Origin of the sequence: Mucilaginibacter sp. (assembly GCF_039921305.1) — a bacterium.
Taxonomy (GTDB): domain Bacteria; phylum Bacteroidota; class Bacteroidia; order Sphingobacteriales; family Sphingobacteriaceae; genus Mucilaginibacter.
The window spans coordinates 71,773-98,627 of record NZ_JBDSCA010000043.1 but is presented as its reverse complement, the minus strand read 5'-3'; the positions used below and the strand labels follow the sequence as shown (position 1 = coordinate 98,627).

The 26,855-nt window shown below is 43.1% G+C and carries 28 protein-coding genes and 1 tRNA gene; 9 read left to right on the top strand and 20 right to left on the bottom strand.

Annotated features, from left to right (window positions below):
• The first annotated feature begins 109 nt into the window (after window positions 1-109).
• On the top strand, window positions 110-1,432 hold the full coding sequence (locus ABIN91_RS12730; RefSeq protein ID WP_348051491.1) for a carbohydrate porin: 1,323 nt from the start codon (window positions 110-112) through the stop codon (window positions 1,430-1,432).
• A 48-nt stretch (window positions 1,433-1,480) separates the two neighbouring features.
• Window positions 1,481-3,328, top strand: coding sequence for an ABC transporter ATP-binding protein (locus ABIN91_RS12725; protein ID WP_348051490.1), 1,848 nt, complete (start codon window positions 1,481-1,483; stop codon window positions 3,326-3,328).
• Here the strand turns inward: ABIN91_RS12725 and ABIN91_RS12720 are convergent, their stop codons facing one another.
• Genes ABIN91_RS12720 through ABIN91_RS12690 form a run of 7 tightly spaced genes read right to left on the bottom strand, consistent with a single transcriptional unit; the run spans window position 3,329 to window position 9,759 of the window.
• The gene (locus ABIN91_RS12720; RefSeq protein WP_348051489.1) at window positions 3,329-4,330 is read right to left on the bottom strand and encodes an inorganic phosphate transporter; all 1,002 of its coding nucleotides are present in this window, start codon (window positions 4,328-4,330) and stop codon (window positions 3,329-3,331) included.
• 5 nt (window positions 4,331-4,335) lie between these two features.
• Window positions 4,336-4,986: a DUF47 family protein gene (locus ABIN91_RS12715; protein ID WP_348051488.1), complete on the bottom strand. Its 651-nt coding sequence runs from the start codon at window positions 4,984-4,986 to the stop codon at window positions 4,336-4,338.
• A 49-nt stretch (window positions 4,987-5,035) separates the two neighbouring features.
• On the bottom strand, window positions 5,036-6,097 hold the full coding sequence (locus ABIN91_RS12710; protein ID WP_348051487.1) for an ATP-binding protein: 1,062 nt from the start codon (window positions 6,095-6,097) through the stop codon (window positions 5,036-5,038).
• A 37-nt stretch (window positions 6,098-6,134) separates the two neighbouring features.
• Entirely contained in the window at window positions 6,135-6,971 is an 837-nt protein-coding gene (locus tag ABIN91_RS12705) for a methyltransferase domain-containing protein (RefSeq protein WP_348051486.1), read from the bottom strand.
• A 4-nt stretch (window positions 6,972-6,975) separates the two neighbouring features.
• Window positions 6,976-8,100 carry an NAD(P)/FAD-dependent oxidoreductase gene (locus tag ABIN91_RS12700; RefSeq protein WP_348051485.1) on the bottom strand — a complete coding sequence of 375 codons (1,125 nt, stop codon included), beginning with the start codon at window positions 8,098-8,100 and terminating at the stop codon, window positions 6,976-6,978.
• Complete coding sequence (locus ABIN91_RS12695; RefSeq protein ID WP_348051719.1) at window positions 8,097-9,236, bottom strand: type III polyketide synthase; 1,140 nt, start codon at window positions 9,234-9,236, stop codon at window positions 8,097-8,099. Before ABIN91_RS12695 ends, ABIN91_RS12700 begins: the two co-directional genes overlap by 4 nt.
• On the bottom strand, window positions 9,226-9,759 hold the full coding sequence (locus ABIN91_RS12690; protein WP_348051484.1) for a YceI family protein: 534 nt from the start codon (window positions 9,757-9,759) through the stop codon (window positions 9,226-9,228). Before ABIN91_RS12690 ends, ABIN91_RS12695 begins: the two co-directional genes overlap by 11 nt.
• Before the next feature lie 61 nt (window positions 9,760-9,820).
• Here ABIN91_RS12690 and ABIN91_RS12685 point away from each other — a divergent pair, with 61 nt between their 5' ends.
• A complete protein-coding gene (locus ABIN91_RS12685) occupies window positions 9,821-10,723 on the top strand; it encodes a UbiA family prenyltransferase (RefSeq protein ID WP_348051483.1) in 903 nt (300 codons plus the stop codon).
• Between the two features lie 83 nt (window positions 10,724-10,806).
• Window positions 10,807-11,286 carry a hypothetical protein gene (locus ABIN91_RS12680; protein WP_348051482.1) on the top strand — a complete coding sequence of 160 codons (480 nt, stop codon included), beginning with the start codon at window positions 10,807-10,809 and terminating at the stop codon, window positions 11,284-11,286.
• Window positions 11,287-11,378: 92 nt separating this feature from the next.
• Here ABIN91_RS12680 and ABIN91_RS12675 read toward each other — a convergent pair whose 3' ends face one another.
• On the bottom strand, window positions 11,379-13,430 hold the full coding sequence (locus ABIN91_RS12675) for a prolyl oligopeptidase family serine peptidase (protein WP_348051481.1): 2,052 nt from the start codon (window positions 13,428-13,430) through the stop codon (window positions 11,379-11,381).
• Window positions 13,431-13,864: 434 nt separating this feature from the next.
• Between ABIN91_RS12675 and ABIN91_RS12670 the strand changes: the two genes are divergently transcribed.
• From ABIN91_RS12670 to ABIN91_RS12650, 5 genes are all read left to right on the top strand, one after another.
• Window positions 13,865-14,626, top strand: coding sequence for a UDP-2,3-diacylglucosamine diphosphatase (locus ABIN91_RS12670; protein ID WP_348051480.1), 762 nt, complete (start codon window positions 13,865-13,867; stop codon window positions 14,624-14,626).
• The gene (locus tag ABIN91_RS12665; protein ID WP_348051718.1) at window positions 14,613-15,656 is read left to right on the top strand and encodes a PmoA family protein; all 1,044 of its coding nucleotides are present in this window, start codon (window positions 14,613-14,615) and stop codon (window positions 15,654-15,656) included. The genes ABIN91_RS12670 and ABIN91_RS12665 overlap by 14 nt, the downstream gene beginning before the upstream one ends.
• A gap of 230 nt (window positions 15,657-15,886) precedes the next feature.
• Window positions 15,887-16,960 (top strand): peptide chain release factor 1, encoded by a 1,074-nt coding sequence (gene prfA, locus ABIN91_RS12660; protein ID WP_348051479.1) that lies wholly within the window; start codon window positions 15,887-15,889, stop codon window positions 16,958-16,960.
• A gap of 62 nt (window positions 16,961-17,022) precedes the next feature.
• Window positions 17,023-17,096, top strand: a tRNA-Asp gene (locus tag ABIN91_RS12655).
• 252 nt (window positions 17,097-17,348) lie between these two features.
• A complete protein-coding gene (locus ABIN91_RS12650) occupies window positions 17,349-18,566 on the top strand; it encodes a site-specific integrase (RefSeq protein WP_348051478.1) in 1,218 nt (405 codons plus the stop codon).
• Window positions 18,567-18,622: 56 nt separating this feature from the next.
• On the opposite strand, the gene ABIN91_RS12645 is transcribed toward ABIN91_RS12650, so the two are convergent.
• The 12 genes from ABIN91_RS12645 to ABIN91_RS12590 all read right to left on the bottom strand — a co-directional run bounded on the left by ABIN91_RS12645 (window position 18,623) and on the right by ABIN91_RS12590 (window position 26,854).
• On the bottom strand, window positions 18,623-19,579 hold the full coding sequence (locus ABIN91_RS12645; protein WP_348051477.1) for an HNH endonuclease: 957 nt from the start codon (window positions 19,577-19,579) through the stop codon (window positions 18,623-18,625).
• Window positions 19,580-19,908: 329 nt separating this feature from the next.
• Window positions 19,909-20,832 (bottom strand): HipA domain-containing protein, encoded by a 924-nt coding sequence (locus tag ABIN91_RS12640; protein WP_348051476.1) that lies wholly within the window; start codon window positions 20,830-20,832, stop codon window positions 19,909-19,911.
• A 3-nt stretch (window positions 20,833-20,835) separates the two neighbouring features.
• Window positions 20,836-21,159, bottom strand: a complete 324-nt coding sequence (locus ABIN91_RS12635) for a HipA N-terminal domain-containing protein (RefSeq protein WP_348051475.1) — start codon at window positions 21,157-21,159, stop codon at window positions 20,836-20,838.
• Window positions 21,152-21,355: a helix-turn-helix transcriptional regulator gene (locus ABIN91_RS12630; protein WP_348051474.1), complete on the bottom strand. Its 204-nt coding sequence runs from the start codon at window positions 21,353-21,355 to the stop codon at window positions 21,152-21,154. The genes ABIN91_RS12635 and ABIN91_RS12630 overlap by 8 nt, the downstream gene beginning before the upstream one ends.
• Window positions 21,356-21,589: 234 nt before the next feature.
• Window positions 21,590-22,192, bottom strand: a complete 603-nt coding sequence (locus ABIN91_RS12625) for a hypothetical protein (protein ID WP_348051473.1) — start codon at window positions 22,190-22,192, stop codon at window positions 21,590-21,592.
• Between the two features lie 40 nt (window positions 22,193-22,232).
• Window positions 22,233-23,213, bottom strand: coding sequence for a relaxase/mobilization nuclease domain-containing protein (locus ABIN91_RS12620; protein WP_348051472.1), 981 nt, complete (start codon window positions 23,211-23,213; stop codon window positions 22,233-22,235).
• Window positions 23,203-23,580 carry a plasmid mobilization relaxosome protein MobC gene (gene mobC, locus ABIN91_RS12615; RefSeq protein ID WP_348051471.1) on the bottom strand — a complete coding sequence of 126 codons (378 nt, stop codon included), beginning with the start codon at window positions 23,578-23,580 and terminating at the stop codon, window positions 23,203-23,205. Before mobC ends, ABIN91_RS12620 begins: the two co-directional genes overlap by 11 nt.
• 244 nt (window positions 23,581-23,824) lie before the next feature.
• Window positions 23,825-24,082, bottom strand: a complete 258-nt coding sequence (locus ABIN91_RS12610) for a hypothetical protein (protein ID WP_348051470.1) — start codon at window positions 24,080-24,082, stop codon at window positions 23,825-23,827.
• Between the two features lie 44 nt (window positions 24,083-24,126).
• Entirely contained in the window at window positions 24,127-24,390 is a 264-nt protein-coding gene (locus ABIN91_RS12605; RefSeq protein WP_348051469.1) for a helix-turn-helix domain-containing protein, read from the bottom strand.
• Window positions 24,391-24,404: 14 nt separating this feature from the next.
• Window positions 24,405-24,674, bottom strand: coding sequence for a helix-turn-helix domain-containing protein (locus ABIN91_RS12600; protein WP_348051468.1), 270 nt, complete (start codon window positions 24,672-24,674; stop codon window positions 24,405-24,407).
• A gap of 174 nt (window positions 24,675-24,848) precedes the next feature.
• A complete protein-coding gene (locus ABIN91_RS12595) occupies window positions 24,849-25,610 on the bottom strand; it encodes a hypothetical protein (RefSeq protein WP_348051467.1) in 762 nt (253 codons plus the stop codon).
• Between the two features lie 227 nt (window positions 25,611-25,837).
• Window positions 25,838-26,854, bottom strand: a complete 1,017-nt coding sequence (locus ABIN91_RS12590; RefSeq protein ID WP_348051466.1) for a hypothetical protein — start codon at window positions 26,852-26,854, stop codon at window positions 25,838-25,840.
• Between the last annotated feature and the right edge of the window lies 1 nt (window position 26,855).

Below are 26,855 nucleotides of genomic sequence, written 5' to 3'. Positions count from 1 at the left end.
TTCGTTCTTTTAACATTGAATTTAGATAAGTCTAAATTCAATGTTAGCTTTGTCTAATAAGTTAAAAAACAATTCAATCAAATTTTAGTTGATTACCTAATAAATTAATATGAAAAAAGCTTACTCCACCATCATACTCTCGTTGATTTGCTATATTGCGGCAGCGCAAAATAAACCCGACTCAATCGAAAAATGGAGCACCCATTTCCAGATGACGGTTATTGATCAAAGCCACCCATCTTTCAAAGCACCATACTCAGGCGATAACAGCCTGAACAAAGATGCCGAAGAAGCCTTGAGTTTAACTACCACACTTTACATTGGCCGCAAGCTTTGGAAAGGTGGGGCAGTTTATTTTAACCCCGAAGTATCGGGTGGTAGCGGCGTAAGTTCGGCACGTGGTATAGCAGGCTTTTCAAACGGCGAAACTTTTCGCATTGGCAATCCATCGCCTGCATTATATATGGGGCGCTTGTTTTTAAGGCAATATATTCCATTATCAAAAGATGCGGAATTGGTTGAATCGGATATGAATCAACTCAAAGAATATGTGCCTAAAAAACGGATCGTAATAACAGCGGGTAAGTTTGCCTTGTCGGATATTTTTGATGCTAATTCTTATAGTCACGATCCCCGTTCGCAATTTTTAAACTGGTCGCTAATGGGTAATGGAGCCTGGGATTACCCGGCCAATACCCGTGGTTATACCGATGGCGTAGTGGTTGAATACATTACTCCGGAGTGGGAAGTACGCGCGGCAGGTACATTAGTGGGCACCTATGCCAACGGACCAGATTTTGATTACCATTTCTGGGATGCACACAGCGCTACAGTCGAGTTCACCAAAAACATGGTTTTTAACAACCATAAAGGGAAAGTGAACCTGTTATTATTCCGTAATGTAACCAAAGCCCCGGTGTACCGGGATGTGATCAACGCATATTTAAACCACACCGATGTATCATTAGATGTGATAAATGGCAAAACTTATGGCAACGTTAAATACGGCATAGGTGTTAACGCCGAGCAGGAGTTAAACAAAAGCCTGGGCGCATTCTTCCGTGCAAGCTGGAACGATGGCAAAACCGCCACCTGGGCCTTTACCGAAATTGACCGTAGTATAAGTTTGGGCTTTAGCTATAAAGGCGATGGTTGGAAACGCCCGGATGATGTTTTTGGTGTAGCTGGTGTAGTGAACGGTATCTCAAAAGATCACCGCGATTTTTTAGCGGTAGGCGGTTATGGCTTTATTATTGGCGATGGTAAATTGCCAAACTACAGCACAGAGCAAATTGCCGAGGTTTTTTACAATGCCAAACTCAATAAAAACCTTTACCTATCCGGCGATTACCAGTTTGTAAACAACCCGGCTTATAACAGTGATCGTGGCCCGGCAAGCGTGTTTTCTATCAGGGCGCATGTAGAATTTTAAGACTTAAGCCTGATAAAGCTACCGCATAATTTTGCGTAATTTGCCTCAATGAGTGCAAAACGTGTTTCTGGTAAAAACGGATCAAAACCCGATAAGCTAACCTTTAAAGAACGATTAGCAGCACTTAAAAATCTGCCCCGGTTTTTTAAACTGGTATGGCAAACCAGCCGATGGATGACGGTGTGCAGCTTTTTGCTCCGCATCACCCGGTCGGCGTTACCCTTGTCTATTTTATATGTAGGTAAATTAATTATAGATCAGATTGTGATGTTGAGCCGCAGCCACGGTGTGCAACCTCATGATCATTTATGGCAATTGGTAGCGCTGGAGTTTGGCCTCGCCATTCTATCAGACATGTTGAGCCGGGGGATTACCTTGTTGGATAGCCTGCTAGGAGACCTGTTCTCCAATAATACGTCCATCAAAATAATGAACCACGCGGCTACGCTTGATCTTGATCAGTTTGAAGATTCGGTATTTTACGATAAGCTTGAACGGGCGCGGCAACAAACCGTTGGCCGCACGGTATTACTATCGCAAACCATGAGCCAGGTTCAGGACCTGATCACGATGGGGTTTTTAGCTGCGGGCTTAATGGTTTACAACCCATGGCTCATTGTATTGTTATTGGTGGCGGTTATCCCGGCCTTTTTAGGCGAATCGTATTTTAATGATAGAAGCTACGCCCTAACCCGCGGGCAAACACCCGAACGGCGCGAGTTAGATTATGTAAGGTACCTGGGCGCAAGCGATGAAAGCGCTAAAGAGGTTAAGATATTCGATCTGTCGGGTTTTATCATCAAACGATTCAAAAAACTATCCGATCAGTTTTATACCGATAATAAACAATTGGCAGTGAGCCGCTCGGCATGGGGTGTTTTTTTCGCCATGTTAGGCAGTGCCGGATATTATGGCGCTTATGTTGTGATTATTTTAAAAGCGGTAAACGGCAGCACCAGTATAGGCGACCTCACATTCCTGGCGGGCTCATTCAGGCAACTCCGTTCCTTACTCGAAGGCATTTTAACCCGCTTTACCAGTGTATCACAAGGGGCAATATATCTGCAAGATTTTTTTGAGTTTTTTGACATCCAACCAAAGATAAAAGCAGCCACAAACCCGAGGCCCTTTCCAAATCCTATCCGCGAAGGCTTTAGCTTTGAGGATGTTGGTTTTAAATATCATAACGCTGAGCGTTGGGCCAACCGGCATTTAAACTTTACCCTAAAAGCCGGGGAAAAACTGGCGCTTGTAGGCGAAAACGGTGCGGGGAAAACCACACTGGTTAAATTGCTTTCGCGATTGTACGACCCAACCGAGGGGCGCATCACGCTTGACGGTTATGATTTGAAAGAATATGACATTGCCGACCTGCGCTTACAAACGGGAATCATATTTCAGGATTATTTGCGCTACCAGTTAACCTTTGCCCAAAATATAGCCATCGGCAACATTGCCGAAGAAGAGAACCGCGATCTGATCCACTCTGCGGCCCATCAAAGCCTGGCAGATGAATTGGCCGAAAGGTTACCCGGTAAATACGACCAGATGTTAGGCAAGCGTTTTTACGATGGTGTTGACCTATCCGGAGGCGAATGGCAAAAGGTTGCCCTGGCACGTGCCTACATGCGTAACTCGCAATTATTAATATTAGATGAGCCCACTGCCGCCTTAGATGCACGGGCCGAATACGAAGTTTTTGAACGGTTTTCTAAACTAACAGAAGGAAAAACAGCCGTCATTATTTCGCACCGGTTTTCGCCGGTACGAATGGCTGATAGGATATTAGTGCTTGAAAAAGGAGAACTGAAAGAAATAGGTAGCCACACCGAATTATTAAACCTTAACGGCCGTTACGCCGAACTGTTCAATTTGCAGGCTATGGGATACCGGTAGTTAAAAATTACGAACCACAGCAAAAACCGCCGCGGCTATCAAGGCCGAAATAGGGATGGTGATTATCCATGCCCATATCAAATTGATGGTTACTCCCCACCGCACGGCTGAAACCCGTTTGGTTAATCCCACACCAATGATCGATCCCGTTAAGGTATGTGTTGTAGATACAGGGATACCAAACTTTTCGGTAACAAATAAGGTTACGGCACCGGCGGTTTCGGCACTAAAACCTTCCAATGGGCTTACTTTGGTGATCTTGGTTCCCATGGTTTTTACAATTTTCCATCCACCGCTCATGGTACCCAAAGCTATAGCCGAGTAACAGGCCAAAGGTATCCATTCGGGCATATCCGCCTTTGCGGGCAGGGCGCCGCCGGCTATCATCGAAATATAGATAATACCCATTACCTTTTGCGCGTCGTTACCACCATGTGCAAAACTTAACGCGCCCGACGATATGAGTTGCAGGCGTTTAAACCAAACCTCGGCTTTGGATGGTTTGGCGTTTTTGCAAATGTGTAGCATGGCCGCATTAATAGCAAAGCCAATAAAACTACCTATAAAGGGTGCCAGAAATATAAAAGCAATGATTTGGATTATTGGCCCCATATTTATAGCGCCCAATGCGCTTTGATGCATAAACATGGCATTGGTCATTCCGGCTCCGGCAAAACCACCTATCAGCGTATGTGATGAACTTGATGGAATACCAAACCACCAGGTAATTAAATTCCAGGTAATAGCGGCAATCAACCCTGCTAAAATTACATCAAGGGTAATAAATTGCTCGTGAACTGTTTTGGCAACTGTTGCGGCAACTTTATGGTCTTTTAATAAAAAATAAGCCAGAAAATTAAAGGCGGCCGCCCACAAAACAGCTTGCAGGGGGCTTAGTACTTTGGTTGATACCACGGTAGCAATAGAGTTTGCCGCATCGTGAAAACCGTTTATAAAATCGAAACAAATAGCCAGGGCTATTACAATAACCAATAACGACATACTGGTTACGCGTTTTTAACTAATATGGTTTCCAAAACGTTAGCCACATCTTCGCACATGTCAGTAGCGGTTTCAAGGGCTGCTAATACTTCTTTGTATTTGATCAGGTTTATCGCATCTTTTTCGTATAAAAACAGGTCGGCTACGGCACGATCAAAAATATCATCCGCCTGGTTTTCTATATTATTAATGCGGATACAACAATCGGCAATAGCACGAACATTCTTCAGATCTTTTAGCTCCTTAATAGCTTTGTCTATTTCAAGGCTCCCGGCTAATATGAGTTCTGAAAGACTGATCATCGACTTACTGATCTCTTCAACCTTATACAAGCTCATCCGGTTTACCGATCCCTGTATATAATCGGCAACATCATCAATAGCGCTTGTAAGGGCGGTGATGTCTTCCCGGTCAAAAGGGGTAATAAAGTTTTTGCTGAGTTCCTGGTATATCTGGTGGGTTAGCTCGTCGCCAAAGTTTTCCAGCTTATCTATCTGATTATACAGCTCTTCTCTTTTTTTCAGATCAGCAGTATTCACGGCTTCTATTAACACGTTCGACATTACAACCAGGTTGCCTGCCGCCTGCTCAAACAAAGGAAAAAACACTTTTCTGTCTTTAGGGACAAAGTACTGGAATATGCTGTTTAACGACATCGCTTAAATTAATATGCTACAAAGGTACATGTCGAATGTTAAATCTATGTTAACTCTTCAACACCGGTAACACAGGGAACGGTAATTGCTGACGTACCTTTTGTAAAGTAAAGCCAAAAGTAGAACCCAGCCCCTCGGTGCTGCGCACGTTAATGGTTTGCTGGTGCGATTCTATAATGTGTTTCACAATAGCTAACCCTAATCCCGAGCCACCAATTTGCCTTGACCGGCTGCTATCCGTACGGAAGAAACGTTCAAACAAACGGGGCAGGTACTTTTCTTCAATACCTATGCCATCATCGGTAACTTCAACTAAAACCTGCTCATGCAGGTCGTATAACCTTACAAAGGTATTGCCGTTTTCTTTACCGTATTTAAACGAGTTATCAATCAGGTTCACCAATACCTGGTGGATTTTTTCGCGGTCGGCATTTACCAGTACCGATTCATCGTATTTATCTTTATAGGATAACTTGATCTTATGTTGTTGAGCTTTAAGTTCCAACGATTCTATTACTTCTTTGATCAGATCGTTGATCTTAAATTTGCTGTAATTGATCGGTATCTCGCCCGATTCCAGTTTTGAGATCTCGTCCAGGTCTTTAACCAGGTAACTTAGCCGGTCCACATTTTTTGATGCCTTATCTAAAAACTGCTTTATCATTACCGGGTCGTCCATATCATCCTGTAACGCTTCAATGTAACCCTGTATGGCAAAAAGCGGCGTTTTAAACTCATGCGAAACATTAGATAAAAAATCCCGGCGAAATTGTTCCTGCTTTTTAAGGTCTTCAATTTCCGATTTCTTTTGCTTGGCCCATTCCTTTACGTCTTTTTCCACATCGTTTATCGGGTCGCTGGTAACATGGTCGCCAATGGCATCTTTCAAATCTTTACCCAGTTTAAGGTTATGGATAAGCTTGTAAATGATCTTGATCTTACCCACAATAAAGCGCTCTATCATATAATAAATGAAGATAAAGCTGCTCACAAAACTCGCCGAAAAGGTGATGGCCACATCGTACCAGCTATGGCGGAAGTAGTAGTTGACTATAGATATAGTGATGGCAACGGCCAGCGCATTAATTAAAACGAGTACACGGAGTTTCATGTTTAGATACCGGGATAAAAGAATGTTACCCGCTAAGTTACGATTTGTAAATGATGACCTGCCACCTGAAGGCCCATTTCCACTCGATTTTATAATTTGTTAACCCACTTTGTTGTAATAAGTTAACAAGCTCGTGTTTTTTAAAGCTGCGCTTAACGGATAAGGGCCCATCAAACCTTGCCATTTTACTTTTGGTGAAGGTATAAGCGATGAAGATAATAGCATAGTATAATAACCAGTGCCGGTGCAAGTCGGTTATAATAACGGCCTTTTTACTGGAATCAACCATCTTTTTAACGAGCACTATCCACTCTTCATCGGCGAAATGGTGCGTGAACAGGCTAGAGAAAACAACATCGAATTGATTGGAGTGTAACTGGGACCTTTCAAAAGAAGCGTTGGCCATGTGCGATTCCCCTCTTGAGAGGGGTGGAGGGGTGTGTCCTTCGCCGTTTGGCAAACACACCCCTGCTGCCGCACTATATACCGCGCCCCCTCTCGAGAGGGGAATGGTATCGTCGCTTAATACGTCGGTTAAAATAAAATCGATGTTTGGATAGGGTTCAGCCTCCTGCCGGGCAAATTCAACGGCGGATGCGGTGGCATCAACCCCAGTTAATTTAAGTTGGATGTTTTGTTTAGTTGCCCACTTTGCAATGGCTCGTAAAGCATCGCCACCACCGCAACCCCAATCGCTTACCTTATCGCCCGATTTTATGGATAGGCTTTTTAATGCTTTGATCAGCATTTTATGCCCACCGAATAAAGCATTCATTTTTTCCAGCCCTTTCAAAACGGGCACAACCTCGGTATCGGGCAAACTAAAGTCGTCCATTATTTCGGCATCGGTGGAGCGTTGTTTTAGGTTGACCATTGTTTTATGAGAATGGTTGGCCGTGAGTTTTACTGATCAGGTAATCTGCCAATGGCGGCAAGGCATTCAGGGTTTTTAAACTCAAAGTAGTCATGGCGTTAGCGCCGAATAGGCGTTGTAACTGTCGGCCTATCCATAGCCTGCGGGCAAATTTGCTTTCCCATTCGGCGGTATAGGCTTGTTCTATTTGGTTACGCTTGCGCGGATTAAAGTCGTTAGGCTGATAGTATTGCAATATAGTTTCGGATAATATTTTGGCCGAGTGGATAGCCATCGTCATGCCGTTGCCACAAAGCGGTGCAATCATGCCGGCGGTATCGCCACTCATTAAAATGTGGTTTTCTACAGGTTGCTTTTTCTCGAAAGATATCTCGTTGATCACTTCAGGTTTATCCAATAAAAATTCGGCTGTATCAAAAAGCTTTTTGAGATGTGCATTTTTGCAGATGATATTTTGCTCCAGCTCTTGCAGGTTACCATACTTACGCAAATCATCCCGATGTGCAAGGTAGCACATACAATAGCGGTCGGCTTCAATTTTACTCACGCCGCAGTAGCCATCTTTATAGTTGTTGAGTTGGATCAGATCATCCGGAAAATCGGCACGGATATGGAATTTTACGGCGAGGTATGGGCTGCGTTTATAGAAGAAATCGCGCTTTAGTTTTTGATCGAGATTGGAGCGTTTACCGAATGAACCGATAACCAAAGGCGCGGTTAATACCTTGCCGGGGATGGTAACTTCGAATCGTTCATCTTTAAAAACAATGTCTTCTACCTTGGTATCCAGTAGAAAGTTAACGCCTTCGGCCTGTGCTTTTTTGTAGAGGTAGTTATCAAAGGTATATCGGCTCAGGCCAAAACCACCTAAGTCGAGTTTTTTAGAGAGTGCTGTGCCCGATACTGACGTAACTTGTAAACGGTTGATGCGGGCCACATCCAAATCATTCAGATCAATATCTAATCCCGAAAGGAAGGGGATCACTTCATTAGAAATATACTCGCCGCAAACCCGGTGAAAGGGGTAGCTTTTACGTTCTATCACGGTTACCTGCAAACCAGCCCTATTCAACTGTATGGCGTTGAATAAGCCCGCTAATCCGCCACCAACTATGATCACATCTGTCATGCCTTTGTTTCCAGTATCATGCCTTCAACCGTCAATCCCGGTCCAAAAGCAAAGCTCAGGATGTTTTTTCCGGCTTCAATATCCGATCTCAATATCTTCTCCAATACAAATAATATGGTTGCCGATGACATATTGCCGTATTCCTTTAATGTCGCGTAAGCTAATTGGTTAGCTGCCGGATTAATATCAAGCGCCTGCTCGGTAGCCTCTAAAATACTGCGGCCACCGGGGTGAATGGCAAAGTTATGTATCTGCTCAAAGCTCAAGCCTGCTTTTTTTAAAACACTTTCGGTTAATGGTTTGATGTGTTTTTTGATGTGTTTGGATACCTTGCTGGTGAGCTTCATTTCGAAACCGTGGTTACCTACATACCAGCCCATATCATCACTGGCTTCAGGTATAAACTCCGAATAAAAACTCTTTAACAACAGGCTTGGGCCTTTGCTATTCCGGTTAACTTCATTCTCAACCAAAACGGCCGCGGCACCATCCGAGAATAATGAATTTGCCACCCAGTTATCCAATGTATTCGCTTTCTGAAAGTGCAGGGTACAAAGTTCAACACTAACAACTAACACCTTGGCATCAGCATCGGCACGGCAAATGTAATCGGCGGTTTTGAGGGCGTTGATAGCGCCGTAGCATCCCATAAAGTTAATACACGTGCGTTCGGTACGGCGATTGAGGCTCAGTTTTTCTACCAGGTCTATATCTATTCCCGGCGCGTACATGCCGGTGCAGCTTACCGTGATGAGGTGCGTTATGCTTTGCGCGATATCCTGATCAAAAGCTTCAAAACACTTTTTAGCGGCATCGGCGGCAACGCCAACCGCGGTTTGCTGGTATAGTTGTAAGCGATTTTGAGTGCTGGGGAATGGTTCAAGGTTAGCCCCCTTCCCAAAAAAAGTATAAGCTTGAGGGTCAGAATATCCAAAATCCGGAATCACGGAATAGCGATGATCAATACCCGAACCATCATAAATTTGTTTAAGGCGCGATGCGTTATTATCGTCCAAACCAAAAGCCTTCACCATAAAATGGTAAATGGTTTGCTGCGGTATTTTATATTGTGGATTAGCGGTGCCAATGGCACTGATGCAACTGCCCATATTTGTTTGTTCTCTCTTAAAAGGCAGTCTCCACGTTTAAAGTTATAGTTACTTCGTTTGATAACACCATGCTTTTATCGCCAATGGCAAAATCAAGCCGGTTAAATTTGAAACTTCCTTTAAAAACAGCCGTACTGCCACTAACTACGTACGTAAAAGGTAATTCAACAAGTTTTGTTTTACCCTTAATAGTTACGTTGAACTGACCGGTATAGTTGCTTGCATTCTTCGTTTTAAACGAAACAGATTTGATGCTGATCTTTGGATAATGTTCCGCATCAAAATAATCCTCCTTTTTGAGGTGCTCATCACGCATATCGCTTTCAGAATTGATGGTATTCACATTAACCGAAGCTTCGATGCTACTGGTAGCTAAATGATCTTTATCAAATAAAATTGTGGCCTCAAAACCGCCGATGGTTCCGGTTGACATAAAGCCCATGTTTTTAACCTGGTAACTTATATCGCTTTTGGTAACCCTGTGTTTGGTTTGCGCAAAAGCGGAAACGCTAAAACAAATGCATAATATATACAGAACGATTTTTTTCATCCGGATGTTTAATCAATTATCTCAAACATAACAATTACTGGGCTTATTGTTACATTAGCGCATGCAATTTTTACACAACATCATCCCCAGCCGTTCTGCCATTGCACACCTGCGTTTTGTGTTTTCGCTGTTTTTGATGCCTGTTTACTTGTTTGCTTATAGCCAGTCTGTAGCGGTTAATCCAATTAATGCCTTGCTTGTATTCTTAATTTGGCACTTGTTGGCTTTCCCGGCGAGCAATGGTTATAACAGCTATTTTGATAAGGATGAAGAAAGTATTGGTTTGTTGGATAAACCGCCGGTGGTTGATATCAGCCTGTACTACTTCTCATTACTACTTGAAGCGACCGGGTTTTTATTGGGATTTTTAGTGAGCTGGCAATTTGCCTTCGCGGTATTGCTTTATGGTGTGATGTCAAAGCTGTACAGTCACCCCAAAACACGGTTGAAGAAGTATCCCATTATCAGTTTTTTAACGGTATTCATTTTCCAGGGATGCTTTGTTTACTGGACCACCTATACCGCCCTAACCGATACAAGTTTATTTAATGGCTGGACAAGCGATATGCTGATAGCGGGAGCCATATGCTCATGCCTGATCGGCGCGTCATACCCCCTGACCCAGATTTATCAGCATGGCGAGGATAGCCGCCGTGGCGATATTACCATTAGTATTTTATTGGGTTATAAAGGCTCGTTCATTTTCTCGGGAGCTTTGTTTGGAACGGGGATAATCCTGTCTTTTTTCTACTGGCAGCAGCATAATATGATCGAGTATTTCTACTTCTTTTTGCTGTGCTCGGCACCTGTGTTTGTGTTTTTTAACTGGTGGTTTTATAAGGTGGGGCAATCAACCACCAATGCCAATTATAAAAACGCGATGATGATGAATTTTGTGAGTTCGGGGTGTATGTTGTTTTATTTTGGAGTGCTGGCGGCATTGAGCGGGCATATGGTGATTTAGCTGGAGAAGGCCAGAGGCCTAATTATGGCGGGACGCTCGCGCCAGCTGGGTTTTTAGGTGTAAACAGATAATATAATTAAACCGTGCAAACAAAAACGTATATCATCAATACCACAGCGTGGGTTTATGCACGCATAGCTATATTGCTTGCTATTAATTTTATTGTATTATGTAGTTTGAAATCAGATGGAATGATATATCTCGCCGGGTTTGATTTGATCTATTTAGCGTTTAGTTTTCGGGTTTCTAAAATAAGAAGTGTTAGTATAAACGATCAAAAGCTCATTATTGCCAGATCTAATTTTTTAAGAAGTAGTTCAAAAGATGAATACGGATTATCCGGGTTGGACTTTAGTTATAGAAACAACGTTATAGGATATGGCAGAATGGCCAGAAAGGGCAATGTTTTAACTGTTTACCACAATGAGCAATCTGTTTTTGATTTGGAACCTGGTAAGAAAGGCTGGTCTGATAATTCAATTAAAGATGTTGTTGCCGATTTAAAAGGATTGGGACTTAAACAGACTTTTGAAAAGTTTGGTAGTAACGACATTGAGGTATAAATTCCTGATGAGTCACGTTCGCGCCAGCTTGCTTTTTTAGGTGCAAAGAGGCAAAGCCTCTTTGCACCTTTTGTTGTTTCTTTTTCTACTATTTAATACCTCACCCCCATATTGGCAAACACAAACGCCCATTTATCAGCAGCCTCACTAATGCTTTGCGCTGTTGATTTGCCAGCGCCATGCCCTGCTTTGGTTTCTATACGAATTAATACGGGTGCTTCGCCAGTTTGGTACTCCTGCAACCGTGCCGCAAATTTGAAGGAGTGGGCGGGTACCACACGGTCATCATGATCGGCGGTGATTACCATCGTTGCCGGGTAATCTGATGGTTTTAGCGCGTGGTATGGCGAGTAGTTGTACAGGTATTTGAACATTTCTTCGCTATCCTGAGCGGTGCCGTAATCGTAGGCCCAGCCTGCACCGGCGGTAAATTCGTTATATCGCAGCATATCTAAAACACCTACCGCGGGTAGGGCTACTTTAAAAAGATCGGGGCGTTGAGTGATGATGGTGCCAACCAGTAAGCCGCCATTTGAGCCGCCAGCTATGGCGAGATGATTGGCCGAGGTGTATTTGTTATCGATCAGGTATTCCGCGGCAGCGATAAAATCATCAAATACGTTTTGCTTTTGGAGTTTGGTGCCGGCTATATGCCAGTTTTCGCCATACTCACCACCTCCGCGAATGTTGGGTACAGCGTAAATCCCGCCCTGCTCTAACAAGATGATGTTAGACAGGCTGAACGCCGGAGTTAAGCTAATGCCAAAACCCCCATAAGCGTAAAGCAGGGTTGGGTTTTTGCCATTCAGCTCGATTCCCTTTTTGTGGGTGATGATCATGGGTACACGGGTGCCATCTTTCGATTTATAGAATACTTGCTTTGATTCGTACAATTCAGGATCAAATTGAACGCCCGATTTTTTATAAAGTTCAGATGATCCGCTTTCAATATTGTATTTAAAAATGGTGGTTGGATAGGTGTATGATGTAAAAGCGTAGTACAATTCCTTTTCTTCCTTTTTTGCACCGAAACCATTCGCTGTTCCAACGCCGGGCAATTCAATGCTGCGTTCCAATTGCCCATCCATATTGTATTGCTGAACTAAGGATGTGGCATCTTTTAAATATTCGGCGAAGAGTTTGCCGCCACCTGTTGAAGCGCTTAAAACATTTACGGTTTCGGGGAGCAGATCTGTCCAGTTACCGGGAGTGGCTTTATCCGCATCAGCGATAACTACTTTATAATTGGGCGCGTTTAGGTTGGTGAAGATGTAAAGCTTACTGCCGATATTATCGATCACATGGCTTTGGGTATCAAAATTATTTACCAGTGTAATGATCGGGCTGCCGGATGTATTCAGATCCTGTAAATATAATTCGTTGCCTGTGGTTGATGTAGCGGCTGTGATCACCAGGTAACGCTCATCTTCGGTTAAGTAACCGCCTATGTAACGGCGCGGGGTTTCTGTTCCGCCAAAAATCAATACATCATCCTGTTGTGGTGTATCCAGTTTGTGAAAATACAGTTTGTGATATTGGGTTAGACCTGATAACTGGCTACCCGCATCGGGCTTATCATAGGTGCTATAATAGAAACCTTCGTTCCCTTTCCATGCTATGCCACTGAATTTGATATCCTTTAATACATCGCCAAGCTGCGTTTTGCTTTCGGTATGCATGATCACCACATCGCGCCAATCTGAACCGCCTGCCGATAGCTGGTAAGCGCAAAGGCTGCCATCTTTACTAAAATCAATCCCGCCAAGGGAAGTGGTGCCGTCTGTCGAAAAGGTATTCGGGTCAAGAAAAACTTCCGGCTCGCCCCCGCCTGATTGCCGGTATAAAACCGACTGGCTTTGCAGGCCGTTATTCTTATAGAAATAGGTGTAATTGCCCTCTTTAAAAGGGGCGCTATATTTTTCGTAGTTCCACAGGTTTTCCAAACGTTGGCGGATGCTTTCGCGATAAGGTATCTGGCCCAGATAGTTTTGGGTAACATTGTTCTGCTCAATTACCCAGGCTTTGGTATCATCGGCCTCATCATCTTCGAGCCAGCGGTAAGGATCGGGTACCTCGGTGCCGAAATAAGTATCTATGGTGTCGCCTTTTTTTGAATGCGGGTATGGCAAAGGTTTAATATTCATAGCGCAAATTTAATCGTTGGTTTTTGTGATTGGCATGATTTACCTGATTATTTTGATATGATTTTTGCTGGTGCGGACGATTTTGCGTATATTGTATGAAGGCGCAAGGCTATGGAAGATGTGTTAGATAGGATGTAAAATGTGTATGAAAATATCTTACTTTATCCCCCTCTACAATGATTGAAGCCTGCCCGTGTCGGCAGACGGGGATTGATATGTTGAATTAATAAGGGAATGTATAAGTATTAATTCCCCCTTAATCCCCCTCACATTTTTTCGGAGCGAAGCAATAGTGCAGCTGATAGTTTTAAAACACCCGTATTTACCCATGAGCAGGTTGTTTTAAACATAACATAGCTAAAAATCAGCGAAATCGTAAAAATCATTATCAATCAACGGTCAAAAACTCCTACTTTTGACCCCTAATAATTAAAATGCCAGACCGTTATAAACTGTATTTCGCTTCCGACTTTCATTTGGGGGTACCTGATTATGCATCGAGCCGTGTTCGCGAAGATAAGATCGTTCGCTGGCTGGATATGATCAAGGCCGACGCGGCTGAGGTTTTTTTAATGGGCGATATCTTTGATTTCTGGTTTGAGTATACTACCGTGGTACCTAAAGGCTATATGCGCCTGTTTGGCAAATTGGCCGAATTGAGCGATAGCGGCATTAAGCTGTACCTGTTTAAAGGGAACCACGATATGTGGATGTTTGATTACTTTAAAAAGGAACTGAATGCCACCATGGTTAGCAACGAGTTGGAGATTGAGCGCGACGGTAAAAAGTTTTACCTGCACCATGGCGATGGTTTAGGCCCCGGTGATGCAAAGTATAAGGTGTTGAAGAAGTTTTTCCGTAGCCGTTTATGCCAATGGTTGTTTGAGCGGATCCATCCTAATTTGGGTGTAGGGGTGGCCAATAAATGGTCGCAACATAGCCGGATAGTACAGGGACATAACCAGGTACGTAAAGATGTTGAACAGGAATGGCTGGTGGCTTTTAGCCGCGAGCAATTGAAGGTTAAGTATTATGATTACCTGATATTTGGCCACAGGCATTTGCCGCTTGATATACAGTTAGACGATAATAGCCGTTATATTAACCTGGGCGAATGGGTTAATTATTTTAGCTATGCAGTTTTTGATGGGCAAAAGCTGGAACTTAAATATTTTGAGAAGAGTGATACAGTGTAAAAGTTTAGTATGGATAGTAGCCTTATTATTCATAAGCAATGGCCCGGTTATAGCCGGTAAAGTTAAACCCGATTATATTAAGATAACCCAGGTAACAGCCAAACAACGTGTTGACATTACCATTGGTGGCGAACTATTTACCTCGTTGCTTTACGCGGATAGTTTGAAGAAGCCTTCGCTGTTCCCTATATATACCGCGAAGCAGAATATGGTTACCCGTGGCTGGCCGCTGATGCCCAAACACATGGACCGTACCGATTACTCGCACCAGTTTGGCCTGTGGTTTACTTATGGTAACGTAAACGGCGCCGATTACTGGAACAACCAACCCGATGCCGATACCATTCATAATGTTTATGGCTACATCAGGGTTCAAAAGGTGAGTGGTATTAGCAATGGCGAAGGTAAGGCCAGCTTTACCATGGTGTGTAAATGGTTTAACCCAGGCGCTAAGGCCGTGCTGGAAGAAACTTCGGTATTTGTGTTTAAGGTTGAGAATAACCTGCGTATTATAGATCGGTTTATTACTTTGAAAGCCTTAACCAATGTTGACTTTAAGGATAGCAAACAAGGTTTATACGGCTTTAGAGCCGCTACCGAACTGGGCCAGCAGGTATCATCATTAGAGAATGCTATGCTTACTGATGCCAACACCACTAAAACAGATTCTATCCCCCTTACGGGACATTTTACCAGCAGCGAGGGTGTTGAAGGTGAAGCGGTTTTTGCCAAACGGGCCAAATGGATGAAGCTAACCGGCGTAGTAAACAACGAGCCAGTTACCATGGTGCTGATGGATAGCCCTCAAAATGTGAATTACCCGGCATATTGGCTGGCAAGGAGTAATGGTTTAATGTCGGCCAATCCTTTCGGCGCCGATATTTTTACCAATGGGAAAGAGAAGTTTAACTATAGTTTGGCTAAAGGCAAACAGGTTAGCTTTAAATATCGTTTTGTGCAGGGAGGTGATAAATTGGATAAGGATACGATAGAGAAGCTATTCGCTGATTTTAGTGGTGAGCGCTTATAGGGTTGCTATGCTTGTGCTTCTCATGAGCATGTCAATAATGCAGGTGCGGTTATAATTCGCCGAAAATATTAGCCAAAAAGTGCTTATTTTTGTAGCTTAATAGCACAGGACTATGTGAACTAAACCCGATTGCAACGAAAAGCGGCAATGGCATGTGTTTTGGGGATTGTAGTGTAAAGCGGGGCTATCGGAACTGATGGAACGCAGGAAATTGATTTTCAAATAATAAAATGTTAGACAAGTTAGAAGCGATAAAAGAACGCTGGCAAGATGTTGAGCGTGAGCTTAGCAGTCCGGATATTATGAAGGACATGAAGCGTTTTGCGCAAATGAACAAGGAATATAAAGACCTCACCAAGGTTGTGGAGCGCTACAACGTTTACGCCAATGTGATGAGCAATATTGATGGCAACAAAGAGATTTTAGCTACTGAGAAGGATGCGGAGTTTCGTGAGATGGCCAAATCTGAACTGGATGAACTGCTTAAGCAGCAGGTAGAGCTTGAAGAAGAGATTCGCCTGATGCTGATACCTAAGGATCCTGAAGACAGCCGTAATGCTGTAGTTGAGATACGTGGCGGTACAGGCGGTGATGAAGCTGCGTTGTTCGCCGGTGATTTGTACCGGGCCTATATCCGCTTCTGCGAAAAACAAGGCTGGAAAACTGAACTGGTTGACTGTACCGAAGGCACAGCCGGTGGTTATAAGGAAATTGTGTTTAACGTATTGGCCGAGGATGCTTACGGTACGTTAAAGTTTGAATCGGGCGTGCACCGTGTACAACGTGTGCCTGATACCGAAACACAGGGACGTGTACATACATCTGCCGCATCGGTAGTGGTATTGCCGGAGGCAGATGAGTTTGATGTGGATATCCATGTGAATGATATCCGTAAGGATCTGTTCTGCGCGTCTGGTCCGGGTGGGCAATCGGTGAACACCACATATTCGGCTGTAAGGTTAACACACTTACCTACCGGGATAGTGGCGCAGTGCCAGGACCAAAAGTCGCAATTAAAGAATTATGACAAGGCTTTGGCCGTTTTACGCTCACGTATTTACGAAATGGAGTTGCAAAAGCACCTGGAGGTGATATCAAAGAAAAGAAAAACGATGGTATCTACAGGTGACAGGTCGGCCAAGATACGCACTTATAACTACCCGCAAGGTAGGGTTACCGAGCACCGTATAGGCTTAACAATCTACAACTTACCCGAAGTAATGAACGGTAACTTATTAGAGATAATGGAAGCTTTGCAATTTGCAGAGAACGCAGAAAAGTTACAAGAAGGCTCAATGGCCTAACTTATTTGAAATTTTATTTGCGGATTGCAATTAAGACCCTATATTTGCAGTCCCAAACGGGAGGAGTGGTAGTTCAGCTGGTTAGAATGCCTGCCTGTCACGCAGGAGGTCGCGGGTTCGAGTCCCGTCCATTCCGCTTTTTCAATATCAAAAACAGTAAAAACCCCTTAAATGACATCATTTAAGGGGTTTTTCATTTTCAGGCATACCAAATTATTCATCTTTTCGCATACTAAAAGGGAGTAATTCGGGAGTCATTTACAAGTCTGCTTTTGAACTCCCGAATTTTCTTATAATAATTTGATATACAACATGTTCAGTGCTTGAACATCTTGATTCCAAGTGATTAATTAATCAATTTTGTTTCACTTTTAATTAATCAAAAGTTATGAGAACTACACTCACTTTGCTTTTTTCCCTGAGAAAGCCTAAAAATTATCAATCAGGTGAGATGCCAATTTATTTACGCATCACCGTAGATGGACAGCGCACGGAAATTGCCGTCAGCAGAAAATGCCACCCTGAAAGATGGGACGCGGTAACTGGCAGGGCGATTGGCTCAAAAGCAGACTCCCGGACACTGAACGCTTATTTAGAAGATATGCAGTATAAAATCTATGAACTCCAACGCAGGATGTCGGACTCGGATGAATTGATAACCGCAGAAACTGTGAAGAATCGTTTTGTTGGAAAGGCAGAAAAGGAGCGCACATTACTAGCTATTTTTGAGGATCACAATAGCAAAATGAAAAATCTTGTCGGGCAGGAGTTTGAAAAAAGCACACTGCAACGTTATGAAACTTGTCTTATGCACTGCAAAGATTTTATGCAATGGCAATACAACATTTCAGATATACCGGTAACCAAGATCAACTTCGCATTTCTAAATGATTTTGAATACTACCTGCGGAGCGTTCGCAAATGTGGAAACAACTCCGCCATTAAGTACATCAAAAACTTAGGTAAGATCGTACGCATCTGCTTGGGTAACGGCTGGCTGACAGTAGACCCTTACTTGAATTATAAGCCCAAACAAAAGGCGGTACACAGAGAAGTATTAACGAAAGAAGAATTAGAACGCCTAAGCAAAAAGAAATTTAGCGTGGACCGTTTAAGCACGGTTAGAGATATGTTTGTATTCTGTTGCTACACAGGTCTCGCTTATGTAGATGTACATAAGTTGAAACGCTCAGAGTTGGTGAAAGGTGTTGATGGTGATTTATGGATTTATACCCACAGGCAAAAGACAGATACGCTTTCAAGAATACCGGTATTACCCGCTGCTTTGTCTATTATCCGTATTTATGAAGATCATCCGCAATGTGTGGTAAAAGATACCTTACTCCCTGTAATGAGCAATCAAAAAATGAACGCTTATCTTAAAGAGATCGCAGACCTGTGCAACATAGACAAACCGTTGACCTTTCACATTGCCCGGCACACCTTTGCGACAACAGTAACACTAAACAATGGCGTACCTATTGAAAGCGTGGCGAAGATGATGGGGCATACCAGTATTAAGACCACTCAAATCTATGCTAAGGTGATGGATCATAAGATCAGTTCCGATATGCAACTGCTAAGAGAGAAATTAGCAGTTGGGTAAGCCCCTTTAAATCAACTACCGAGTTCTGCTCGGTAGTTGAAATTTAAAAAGAAAACTCAGCCCTTAAATATTTGGTTACGATGCCATTCAAGATTTTCTAATGCAGGTCGGTATTGCTCGACAGTTGGCAGGATCAGCTTTTTCCCTCTTAATTGATTTAAACTATAAGTATGTATAATGTCCTCATTGATATGTTTGGATGTAATTACATTATAATTAGAATCAACGGTGATTAAGCCGCGATCAAAAGCGCGATGTAGGTTAGGGCAGAGCGCTAAACCATTACTGACCTTATCATCGTGGGATATGCTAAAAGGGGTAATATGGCAAGCATCAATAAAATTGTGACCAAATGTACTTTCCAATCTCATCCCGGTAATGCAGCAAGTATTGTTATAAACTTTAGGGATCAACTTTTTAAATAGTCCCCCGCGAACAAATACATCTTCTTCCGTTTCAATCTTGACCGTTTTATACTGTGCCTCAGGTTCATTCAATACATAGCCCTGTAAATCGTGATAATACCCCTCACCTGACTGCTTGTTGTTAAAATACGCCTGTTGCGTCTCCGGAAAACAGGTATAGAGCAATGCCGACAACAAAGACTGGCGGGCTATTGGTTCAGCCAGCAATTGAAATAGTTCAGGATCAAAATGTCCGTATTCCAAGACCTGTATCAGTGTATTCACACTTTTAATGTGAGCGTTAATCTGACAACCCGGTTTGGCAATTAACTGCCAAATGGGTTTATCACCTATCTTCTCACTTTGCAAGTAAAAGAAAGGTTGCGTGAAATCCGGTTGATGTAGAGTATTAACCAATAATCGCCAGTTCTCCTGGAATACACCGACGAGATCCGTATCGACAAAAACCCTGTTCTCCGTAAGATGTCCGTTTGTGATCAGTTCAAGAAGGGTGATTAGCAAAATAGGTTTGTGTGGTGCCAAGCCATACTTTGTAATCCCACGTTTCAGATGAGTAAGTTTATGCAGGTAATTGTTTAAGTTCAGCATTTAGTTCCTTACAGCTTATTCAAATATAAAATATAAAATCAGTCCGCCACTTTGAATTACATAAGAAACCTACTGCCAGTTTGAAATGTGAGGGGCGTGCGGTTTGAGCGCTTGTGAACGCCCGATCCTTATTCAACGCTTAAGCAACAAAAGCGCATAGCCGGATCAAATGTCAAGGGCGGGCCATCCGCTGAAAGCGGACAAAACGGCCCGCTTGTGTACCCTTGACGTTTGATTCCGGCGTGGGCTATATTCGCGAGTGCGGGGAATGAGGATTTTATTTTTTTCCTCACCAGAAGAAACAACCTATAATATGTAAGAGCGACTTGTCAATCAAACACCCGTTGCTTTTTATTCCAAATTTCCTGGTATAATTCCTTTTTTTGGGGACTCAGAAAAGATGCCGTAATCATCTCACTAACTTCCTTGTTACCAGAAGAAAATTTATTATACGTGTTCCGGACGGCGGTTGCAGGTATATTCATGCTTCTTGCCAACACATCAAAATCAGCTAATCTAATTCTTTTCTTCTTGCCGTTTATTGTCAAGGCCAGTTCTTCATCGTCCTGTGGATTAACCAAATTCACATTGAGCAGGTCATAGGCAGGACTTAAACTTACTCCTTCGTCCCCATATAGCACGGAGAAGTTTTTCAGGTGCATATCATTGTTCCCAGTCAAAAAAGAAAATAACACCAGTTCAAAATAAGTCAGCGCATCAAAACCAGTTTGCGTGCAGTATTTAAAAATAAGCTTACCGATCTTTTCATAAGATCCCTTGTATTTATTTTCTGTTAAAAATTCAGAAAGCTGGCAGAAATCTTCCATATGAACTTTATGGCCCTTCACCCGGTCAAACCGCCGGGCAAGATAAACCAAACTACCATCTGACGCTTCCATTAAAGTATGATCACAAGTTGGCATTTTAAACAAGGTTGCCAAATGCATAGTCAGATCTTCTGATTGCGGCATTTCCGGAAAATCAGGATGCTGCGGTTTAAGTATGTATTCTCCCCAAAGCCCTACTATAGTCAGACGGTTCTGCTCCCTCGTCTTTTCCAGGGTCACAGAAAGTTTGGGCTGAACTCCAGTCACAGCGATCCTCTCGTTGATGGTTTGTTCAGCTAACGTTTTTAAGAGTTTATTATTCAATTCCAGCTCAGGTACTTTAGCCGTACCAAAAAATCGCCTTGAACATTTTTCATGATAAGACGCCGTACCTGCATCCTGATAACAAAACCAACAATTTGCCATAGCTTAATCTATTTCGGGAATAACCGTAACAGCTCCGATCGCATCCCTACATGTTAATAGTAATAATTCAAACCGGTCATTGCTTTTGACCTTCCAGTGTGTTGTTGCCAGATCCAGCAGCCAACCTTCCGGTATTAAGCCATCGAAAAAAGCAAACAACACTTTGCTTTCATATTTCTGGGTTGACAATGGAAGCGTTAAGCTCACAGGCTTTGCGTTCTTATGCTCCAAGTAATCTGCCTGGTAAGTAAATTCATAACCATCATCTGTTTCCGCAAGTACACCAGCCAACTTATCCTGAAAATAAACCAAACCTTTTCTACTCATCGTTTTTTACTTTTAATATTACCCCAAGTTCTGCGCCAAACAACATCAACACCTGGTTCACTTTGTCCATCCGTAACGTTGGTTTTCCCTGTTCCATTTCACGAACAACTCTAAGCCCAACACCTGCCTTTGACGCCAGATCTTCCTGTGTAAGATTTAGCGATTTCCTTTTTTTCTTCAAATAATCTGATAACATATTTATACCCTTTCGGGTACAAATATAAGTAAATTTTATTAATTATACCCCATCGGGGTTATAATGGCTTTTTGTATCTAAATTATACCCCATCAGGGTTATAATGTATTATTATACTTGCTTTATACCCTATCGGGATTAGCGGACAGTTCAAAAAATTCAAACATTGGTACTGAGCGTACCAATGTTTGAATAAAAAATAAACTACTCCATAATAACATCAATATCGGAATCTCATTTCACTGATTTCACTTTTTCGAGGTTATCTTTTGCCGCTTTCTGTTCCTTATCCGCTTGTTCTGCCTGGGCTTGAGCTGCCGTAATTGCTTCTTGTTTTTCCATTTCTTTTTCTGCCTGTTCGTTTAAGCTCTTCGGGTCATCCGCTAACTTTTTTTCGATAGTTTTAGATACTTCAGGATACAGCGCCTTAACCAGCCAAAAATTATAGGCGTCATCGTTTAGCCTGTCATTTTGGTGATTCAGGTATAAGGCCGTACCAACAGATAAGGCTGTAACCACAAAGCAAACTACTAACCCGATGATCAGGCTTTTTGACCAAACCCCGAAATGGTGGCTGTTTTTTACCCCTATCACTTTAGGCACGGTTGCCACAAGTTTTTTTACCTCGTCGATCTGTTGCTGGATCTTCGCATCATCGTAACGTTTATTAGCCGTTTCAATTCGGGAGGCTATCCGGTCCAATGTTTCCTTGTACTGCTGTAAAAAGGTCTTTAGAAACTCCGGCATTTCGGTTTCTACAAGGGTCATCCTGGCAACAAAGTCCTGTATCAACTCTTCCATCATCGTTACCTTTTCTTCTAATTCTTCATTTTGCATAACCTTTAATTTTAAAGTTCATGTAATAGTTAGTTAATTACTACCTGCTTATACCCTGTGATTGGGACTGTTCCGCTTCATGTTTCTTCCGTTTCCTGCGGGCTATATCGGCATCACCCATCGGGTCCGGTGCCGCTGCCACAAATTGTGGTTCCAACAGAATTTGCAGCAACCCTTTAACACCATCAGGACTATGGCGATATTCAGCCTGTACGCTTTGCCGAATGGAATCACGTAACTGGCTGGCTATAAATGGTTCATTTGCTTTCATTGCGGCATGGTATAATTTCACCTGCTGGTTCCGGTCCAAAACCGCATTTATTTTGGCATAGCTCAAACTGCGGTCAATAGCAGAACCTTTCATCTTGATGTCGCCCTTTTCAAAAGAAACACCTTGTACCTCGCTGGTACCACTGCGGAATTTATAGGCGATCTTGATACCCTGCTTAGCCAGTTCAATTTCCAGTCCTTTCCAGGTGGTTGCCGTTTTCATACCTGCCTTAATCGCGTCATAGAGTTCATACCTGATCTTCTCTTTTCCTTTCAAGGCTTGGCGGTTCACCTGTTCTTTACCTTCGCCTAAATGGAAGCCATATTTCAAGGTGATCTCCTTACAGGCTTTGACATTCTTAACGAAGTTGTTTTTATCGCTAATCGTCTTACCATTATTATCCACCCTGTTATAAATCAGGTGCAGGTGCGGATGTTCCCGGTCGCTATGTCGCACCACTACAAATTGCGTATTACGGATACCCACTTTTTCCATGTACTCCTTAGCCCGTTCTACCATGATGTCATCACTCAGTTTGGCTAAATCTTCCTTGCTCCAACTCAGTACCAGGTGGCCGACTGCTTTACCCAGCTCCGGCCTCATTTTCCGTTGCAGGTTAAAGTCGTGCGCTAGGGTGCTGGCGTTCTGCATCCGCACGCCTTCGGCTGCCAGTATCTTAGCTTGTTGCTTATCCACCACGTAGCGGATACAGCCGCCGAAGCTTCTTCCCGTAATTGGCTTACCCATCATGGCTACTGATCTTAGTTAATAATTCTTCGATCTGTCTCAGCATAGCCTGGCATTTTAAAGCCAGAGAAAATAGGCCTGCCACATGCGCCAAGTGTGTGAGCTGGTTAAGGTTGTTAGCAAAGCCTGCCAGCATCCTGAACCAGCCGCTTTCTTCGGCAGTAAAGCGCGGAAAAACCTTGGCGCTTTTAGCCGCCCTGCGAAACCATTCACTTGGTTTCAGCCCTGCATTTTTCGCCCGGCCTTCAATCAGTATCCTTTCCGTCGGCGTTAACCGTATCATCAAAAGATCACTCCGCCGGATCGTTTTCTTTGGCCTTCCCGGTGTCCGCCTTTTTAATAAATTGTTATTTTCAACAGTTGCTTTCATGTGTTCGTTCCTTCCTGATTCTTAAAAAACCGACCAACGGGAGCGAGTTCCGGATCATCCCTTTAGGGTGTATCCGGGTTTTTGTATAGCAAAAACATTAACTCGCTCCTTACAGGCGGATAATTTTCTTTACAACCAGTTACTGTGTAACTGGTTCCCATTTTTTTCTTCCGGGCTTAGCCCGTTTCGCTTCCCGATGCTTCGCATCGGGCCTGTACTATTGTCATTTGCAACACCCGTTTTGCTAACGCTTATTCCAATCCGGCCAATAAACAAGGCTACCTTTTGCCGGATGAAAAGATGGTTGGTAACGGATATAGCCATACTCATCCAGTTCCCTGATACACTTATGGTACGTGGCAATGGATGCGATTTTGGCATAAGCCATCACCGTTTTACGGGTGATGGCAAAGGGACTGGCAAAACCACCCCGCTGCCAAAAAATAAACAATGAAGTGAACAAACTTGCATGGGTTGACAATAGCCTTTTGTCCGTTCCCATGCGTTTGACCAAGTCGTTATAGCTTGCTAATTTTTTTGAGACAATCATCTTCCGTTACCCTCCAAAATCTTGTTAATGTCTTCCAACTTGTAATAAATAATGCTGCCTATCCTGGTAAAGCGAAGCGTACCATTGATGCGCAGGTTCTGTAAGGTGCCGGGTGATATATTCAACATCTTCCTGACCTCGCTGCTTTTTAGCCATTTCTTGGTTTGTCCTTGCCCTGGCTGCATGATCTGTTTGAGTTCAATGAGCAATTCGTTTTTAAATTCCCGGAGATCCTCACGGGTGATTAGTTCCACATTCATCTTTCATCCTCCTTCTAATCTTTAATAGTTTGTTGCATGGCATTGAGTACTTCACTTTTTTTGAAGTACACCCGTTTATGCAGGCGCAAATACGGTAAGCCTTTTTTCATCCAGTCGGTAAGCGTTACTAGTGACACGCCGAGTTCAGCGGCAAGCTCCTGCTTGGATAAAAGTCTTTCTGAATCCGGTAGCTGGCTGCCACCTGTTTTAAAGTGTTGCTGTAGTTCTGCCCTGACTGCATCCCTGATGCATTGGCTAAGGGCTTCCTGGTTAATAATCTGCATAGCATTTGTTTTGGTACAAATGTGTGCTATACTGGGTAGATTTCTTGACCACGCAAATCTGCGTGGTTAAAATGGAGTGGTTTAAGGAAAGTTAAAATTGTTTATAAGGCACTGATTGCCAAATTACTGCCATGATGACAAAACAGTCGGCTAATTGATTGGCAAAACACAATATCAGCTTCGCTTTTTTACAGGAATGATGGTAAACAACTTTGATTTGGCTGGAATATCGGCATGTTTATCGCCTGGTTCCCGCTTATCACCGGGGAAATAACGGCGTATAGTTTCGTGGTTGATCTCCTTATCTCCCTCACGGAAATACTTACAGATCATCTTTGTCCAGACACTTTGCGTTTGGGAAAACATCAGTTCTTTCCCTTCAGGGGTTTTGAGTTCCTGCATTTGCAAATGGATGTTTAAAACGGTATTACGGTAACCGTCTGGAATATTGATATAACCTTCGGTTTCCAGCGCAGTCGCTTTCTTGAGGTCGGCTTTCAGCTGAATAATCTCTTGTCTAAGTACAAATATTTCAGAATCCTGTTGCGCAATTACTGCATCATTTGATTTATGAAAATTCCAGCGGTCAATAGAAATTAGCAATTCTGTAAATTTTTGCAGCCGTGCTATTTGACGCTCGTTTCGTAAATGGTTCTTGTCGTAGACATCCTTCTTCAATAAAACATTTAGCTGTCTTTCGATAAGTGACCAGAAATATTTAAAAAATATCTCGTCTGTACCATCTGGGTGATTCGATAAATAGTAAGCCAAGTGCCGCTGGTAAAACTCCTGTATAAGATTCTCGGGGATAGCGAATACCCGTTTGAAAAAATGTTTTAAAAAATGTGACCGGTTCCAACTTACTGGGTTGCCTAAGTCCAAAGTATCCGGTGCGAAATCGAGACGCTCGCGCGGTTTGAAATAAGTTACGCTCATAGGTAGGTGATTTATTCAAAAATAGGCGTTTTGCATGTTGGAAAAAAGACATAATGGAAGCTATTCATTATGCAACTATGTGGTCAAATTAAAAAAGGTTATTAAAAGTGATTAATGTAGTTAGTTCGATCTTGCTTTCGCGGGAGAGTTAGACCTAGCCAGATCAGGAAATGCTGGAATGGTACCCAAAAATCGTTTCGTAGCCTAATTTCCGCACTAACATGATGTTAACGCCGGAGTTTAAGCATATGTTTGGGAAGCTTTAGTAAAGAATGATCGTTAATATCTTTTTGTTTTTCATAATGGTCTTTGTACCGGCCGTCATATCCATAAACGCCAAGGTGAGTGCCATCATTATCAATGACCTCGAACGCACCATTCTCATTATCCACAGAGATCAGTAATTTCGTTCGGTCATAACCACCTTCATAAATATCATATTTTTTATAGTGGCGTGTAAGCTCCGCATTAAACTCGTAGCCGTTTAGTCTTAGAACTAGTCCGCCCCGGATTTGATAATTCGTGATATTTTCATTGGTACCTCCCTTGGGACGCTCTGCCCATCCCGCGAAATATTTCTGGAGTTCCGGCTGTGAACTGGCCGGAAAGGCATAAGTTGAGTTTAACCGGGGAATTGGGGTGCCGCTGACCTTTGGAGTCCAGGCATCTAGGTCGAAGCCGCGCTGGAACTTGAAATAATTCGCAGTAAAGGCGTCGAGATCTTCCTTTTTTTCGAACAACTTTTTTGCCTCCCGATTGATCCATAGCTTTGCAATGGCCGTCCAGGTATCACTCACCGAGGGAATAATGGCCAACTCATCGGCCAGGCTGTCATCAAAGGCGGATCGGAGGACAGGGATATGAGGTCTGGTACAGAACCTGCTGCCCGGCAGATTCAGGATGGAAATATTTTGACCTTCCAAGGTCTTATCGGCAGCAACCGCGATGGTCGTATTGGGGAAATTCTCGAACGACAGCGCGTTTTGGTCATAATAATGGTAAAAATGTGTCGCATCGTTCACATCAATCGAAGGCATCTCTTCCAGCAGCGTATGAAACCGGGTCAACTGCTGCGTCCTCATGACTTCTCCCCAAATACCCAGCCAGCGCTTAAAGGCCGGAACGTCCCCGCTCAAGCGGATATCCGCGGTTTCCAGGGCTACGCCAGCATTTTTAAGAAAGGATAATATGAACTGAAAATCCTCCTGCTCATCCAGGCATTTCTCATTAAACAGCACTTCCATT

Coding starts and splice junctions, on each gene's coding strand:
- ABIN91_RS12670 (WP_348051480.1), top strand. CDS start 13,865: ATGCCAGACCGTTATAAACTGTATTTCGCTTCCGACTTTCATTTGGGG.
- ABIN91_RS12625 (WP_348051473.1), bottom strand. CDS start 22,192: ATGCAAAATGAAGAATTAGAAGAAAAGGTAACGATGATGGAAGAGTTG.
- ABIN91_RS12730 (WP_348051491.1), top strand. CDS start 110: ATGAAAAAAGCTTACTCCACCATCATACTCTCGTTGATTTGCTATATT.
- prfA (WP_348051479.1), top strand. CDS start 15,887: ATGTTAGACAAGTTAGAAGCGATAAAAGAACGCTGGCAAGATGTTGAG.
- ABIN91_RS12715 (WP_348051488.1), bottom strand. CDS start 4,986: ATGTCGTTAAACAGCATATTCCAGTACTTTGTCCCTAAAGACAGAAAA.
- ABIN91_RS12725 (WP_348051490.1), top strand. CDS start 1,481: ATGAGTGCAAAACGTGTTTCTGGTAAAAACGGATCAAAACCCGATAAG.
- ABIN91_RS12590 (WP_348051466.1), bottom strand. CDS start 26,854: ATGGAAGTGCTGTTTAATGAGAAATGCCTGGATGAGCAGGAGGATTTT.
- mobC (WP_348051471.1), bottom strand. CDS start 23,580: ATGAAAGCAACTGTTGAAAATAACAATTTATTAAAAAGGCGGACACCG.
- ABIN91_RS12635 (WP_348051475.1), bottom strand. CDS start 21,159: ATGAGTAGAAAAGGTTTGGTTTATTTTCAGGATAAGTTGGCTGGTGTA.
- ABIN91_RS12690 (WP_348051484.1), bottom strand. CDS start 9,759: ATGAAAAAAATCGTTCTGTATATATTATGCATTTGTTTTAGCGTTTCC.
- ABIN91_RS12650 (WP_348051478.1), top strand. CDS start 17,349: ATGAGAACTACACTCACTTTGCTTTTTTCCCTGAGAAAGCCTAAAAAT.
- ABIN91_RS12610 (WP_348051470.1), bottom strand. CDS start 24,082: ATGGGAACGGACAAAAGGCTATTGTCAACCCATGCAAGTTTGTTCACT.
- ABIN91_RS12685 (WP_348051483.1), top strand. CDS start 9,821: ATGCAATTTTTACACAACATCATCCCCAGCCGTTCTGCCATTGCACAC.
- ABIN91_RS12700 (WP_348051485.1), bottom strand. CDS start 8,100: ATGACAGATGTGATCATAGTTGGTGGCGGATTAGCGGGCTTATTCAAC.
- ABIN91_RS12600 (WP_348051468.1), bottom strand. CDS start 24,674: ATGCAGATTATTAACCAGGAAGCCCTTAGCCAATGCATCAGGGATGCA.
- ABIN91_RS12720 (WP_348051489.1), bottom strand. CDS start 4,330: ATGTCGTTATTGGTTATTGTAATAGCCCTGGCTATTTGTTTCGATTTT.
- ABIN91_RS12710 (WP_348051487.1), bottom strand. CDS start 6,097: ATGAAACTCCGTGTACTCGTTTTAATTAATGCGCTGGCCGTTGCCATC.
- ABIN91_RS12640 (WP_348051476.1), bottom strand. CDS start 20,832: ATGGCAAATTGTTGGTTTTGTTATCAGGATGCAGGTACGGCGTCTTAT.
- ABIN91_RS12620 (WP_348051472.1), bottom strand. CDS start 23,213: ATGATGGGTAAGCCAATTACGGGAAGAAGCTTCGGCGGCTGTATCCGC.
- ABIN91_RS12705 (WP_348051486.1), bottom strand. CDS start 6,971: ATGGTCAACCTAAAACAACGCTCCACCGATGCCGAAATAATGGACGAC.
- ABIN91_RS12675 (WP_348051481.1), bottom strand. CDS start 13,430: ATGAATATTAAACCTTTGCCATACCCGCATTCAAAAAAAGGCGACACC.
- ABIN91_RS12645 (WP_348051477.1), bottom strand. CDS start 19,579: ATGCTGAACTTAAACAATTACCTGCATAAACTTACTCATCTGAAACGT.
- ABIN91_RS12595 (WP_348051467.1), bottom strand. CDS start 25,610: ATGAGCGTAACTTATTTCAAACCGCGCGAGCGTCTCGATTTCGCACCG.
- ABIN91_RS12630 (WP_348051474.1), bottom strand. CDS start 21,355: ATGTTATCAGATTATTTGAAGAAAAAAAGGAAATCGCTAAATCTTACA.
- ABIN91_RS12605 (WP_348051469.1), bottom strand. CDS start 24,390: ATGAATGTGGAACTAATCACCCGTGAGGATCTCCGGGAATTTAAAAAC.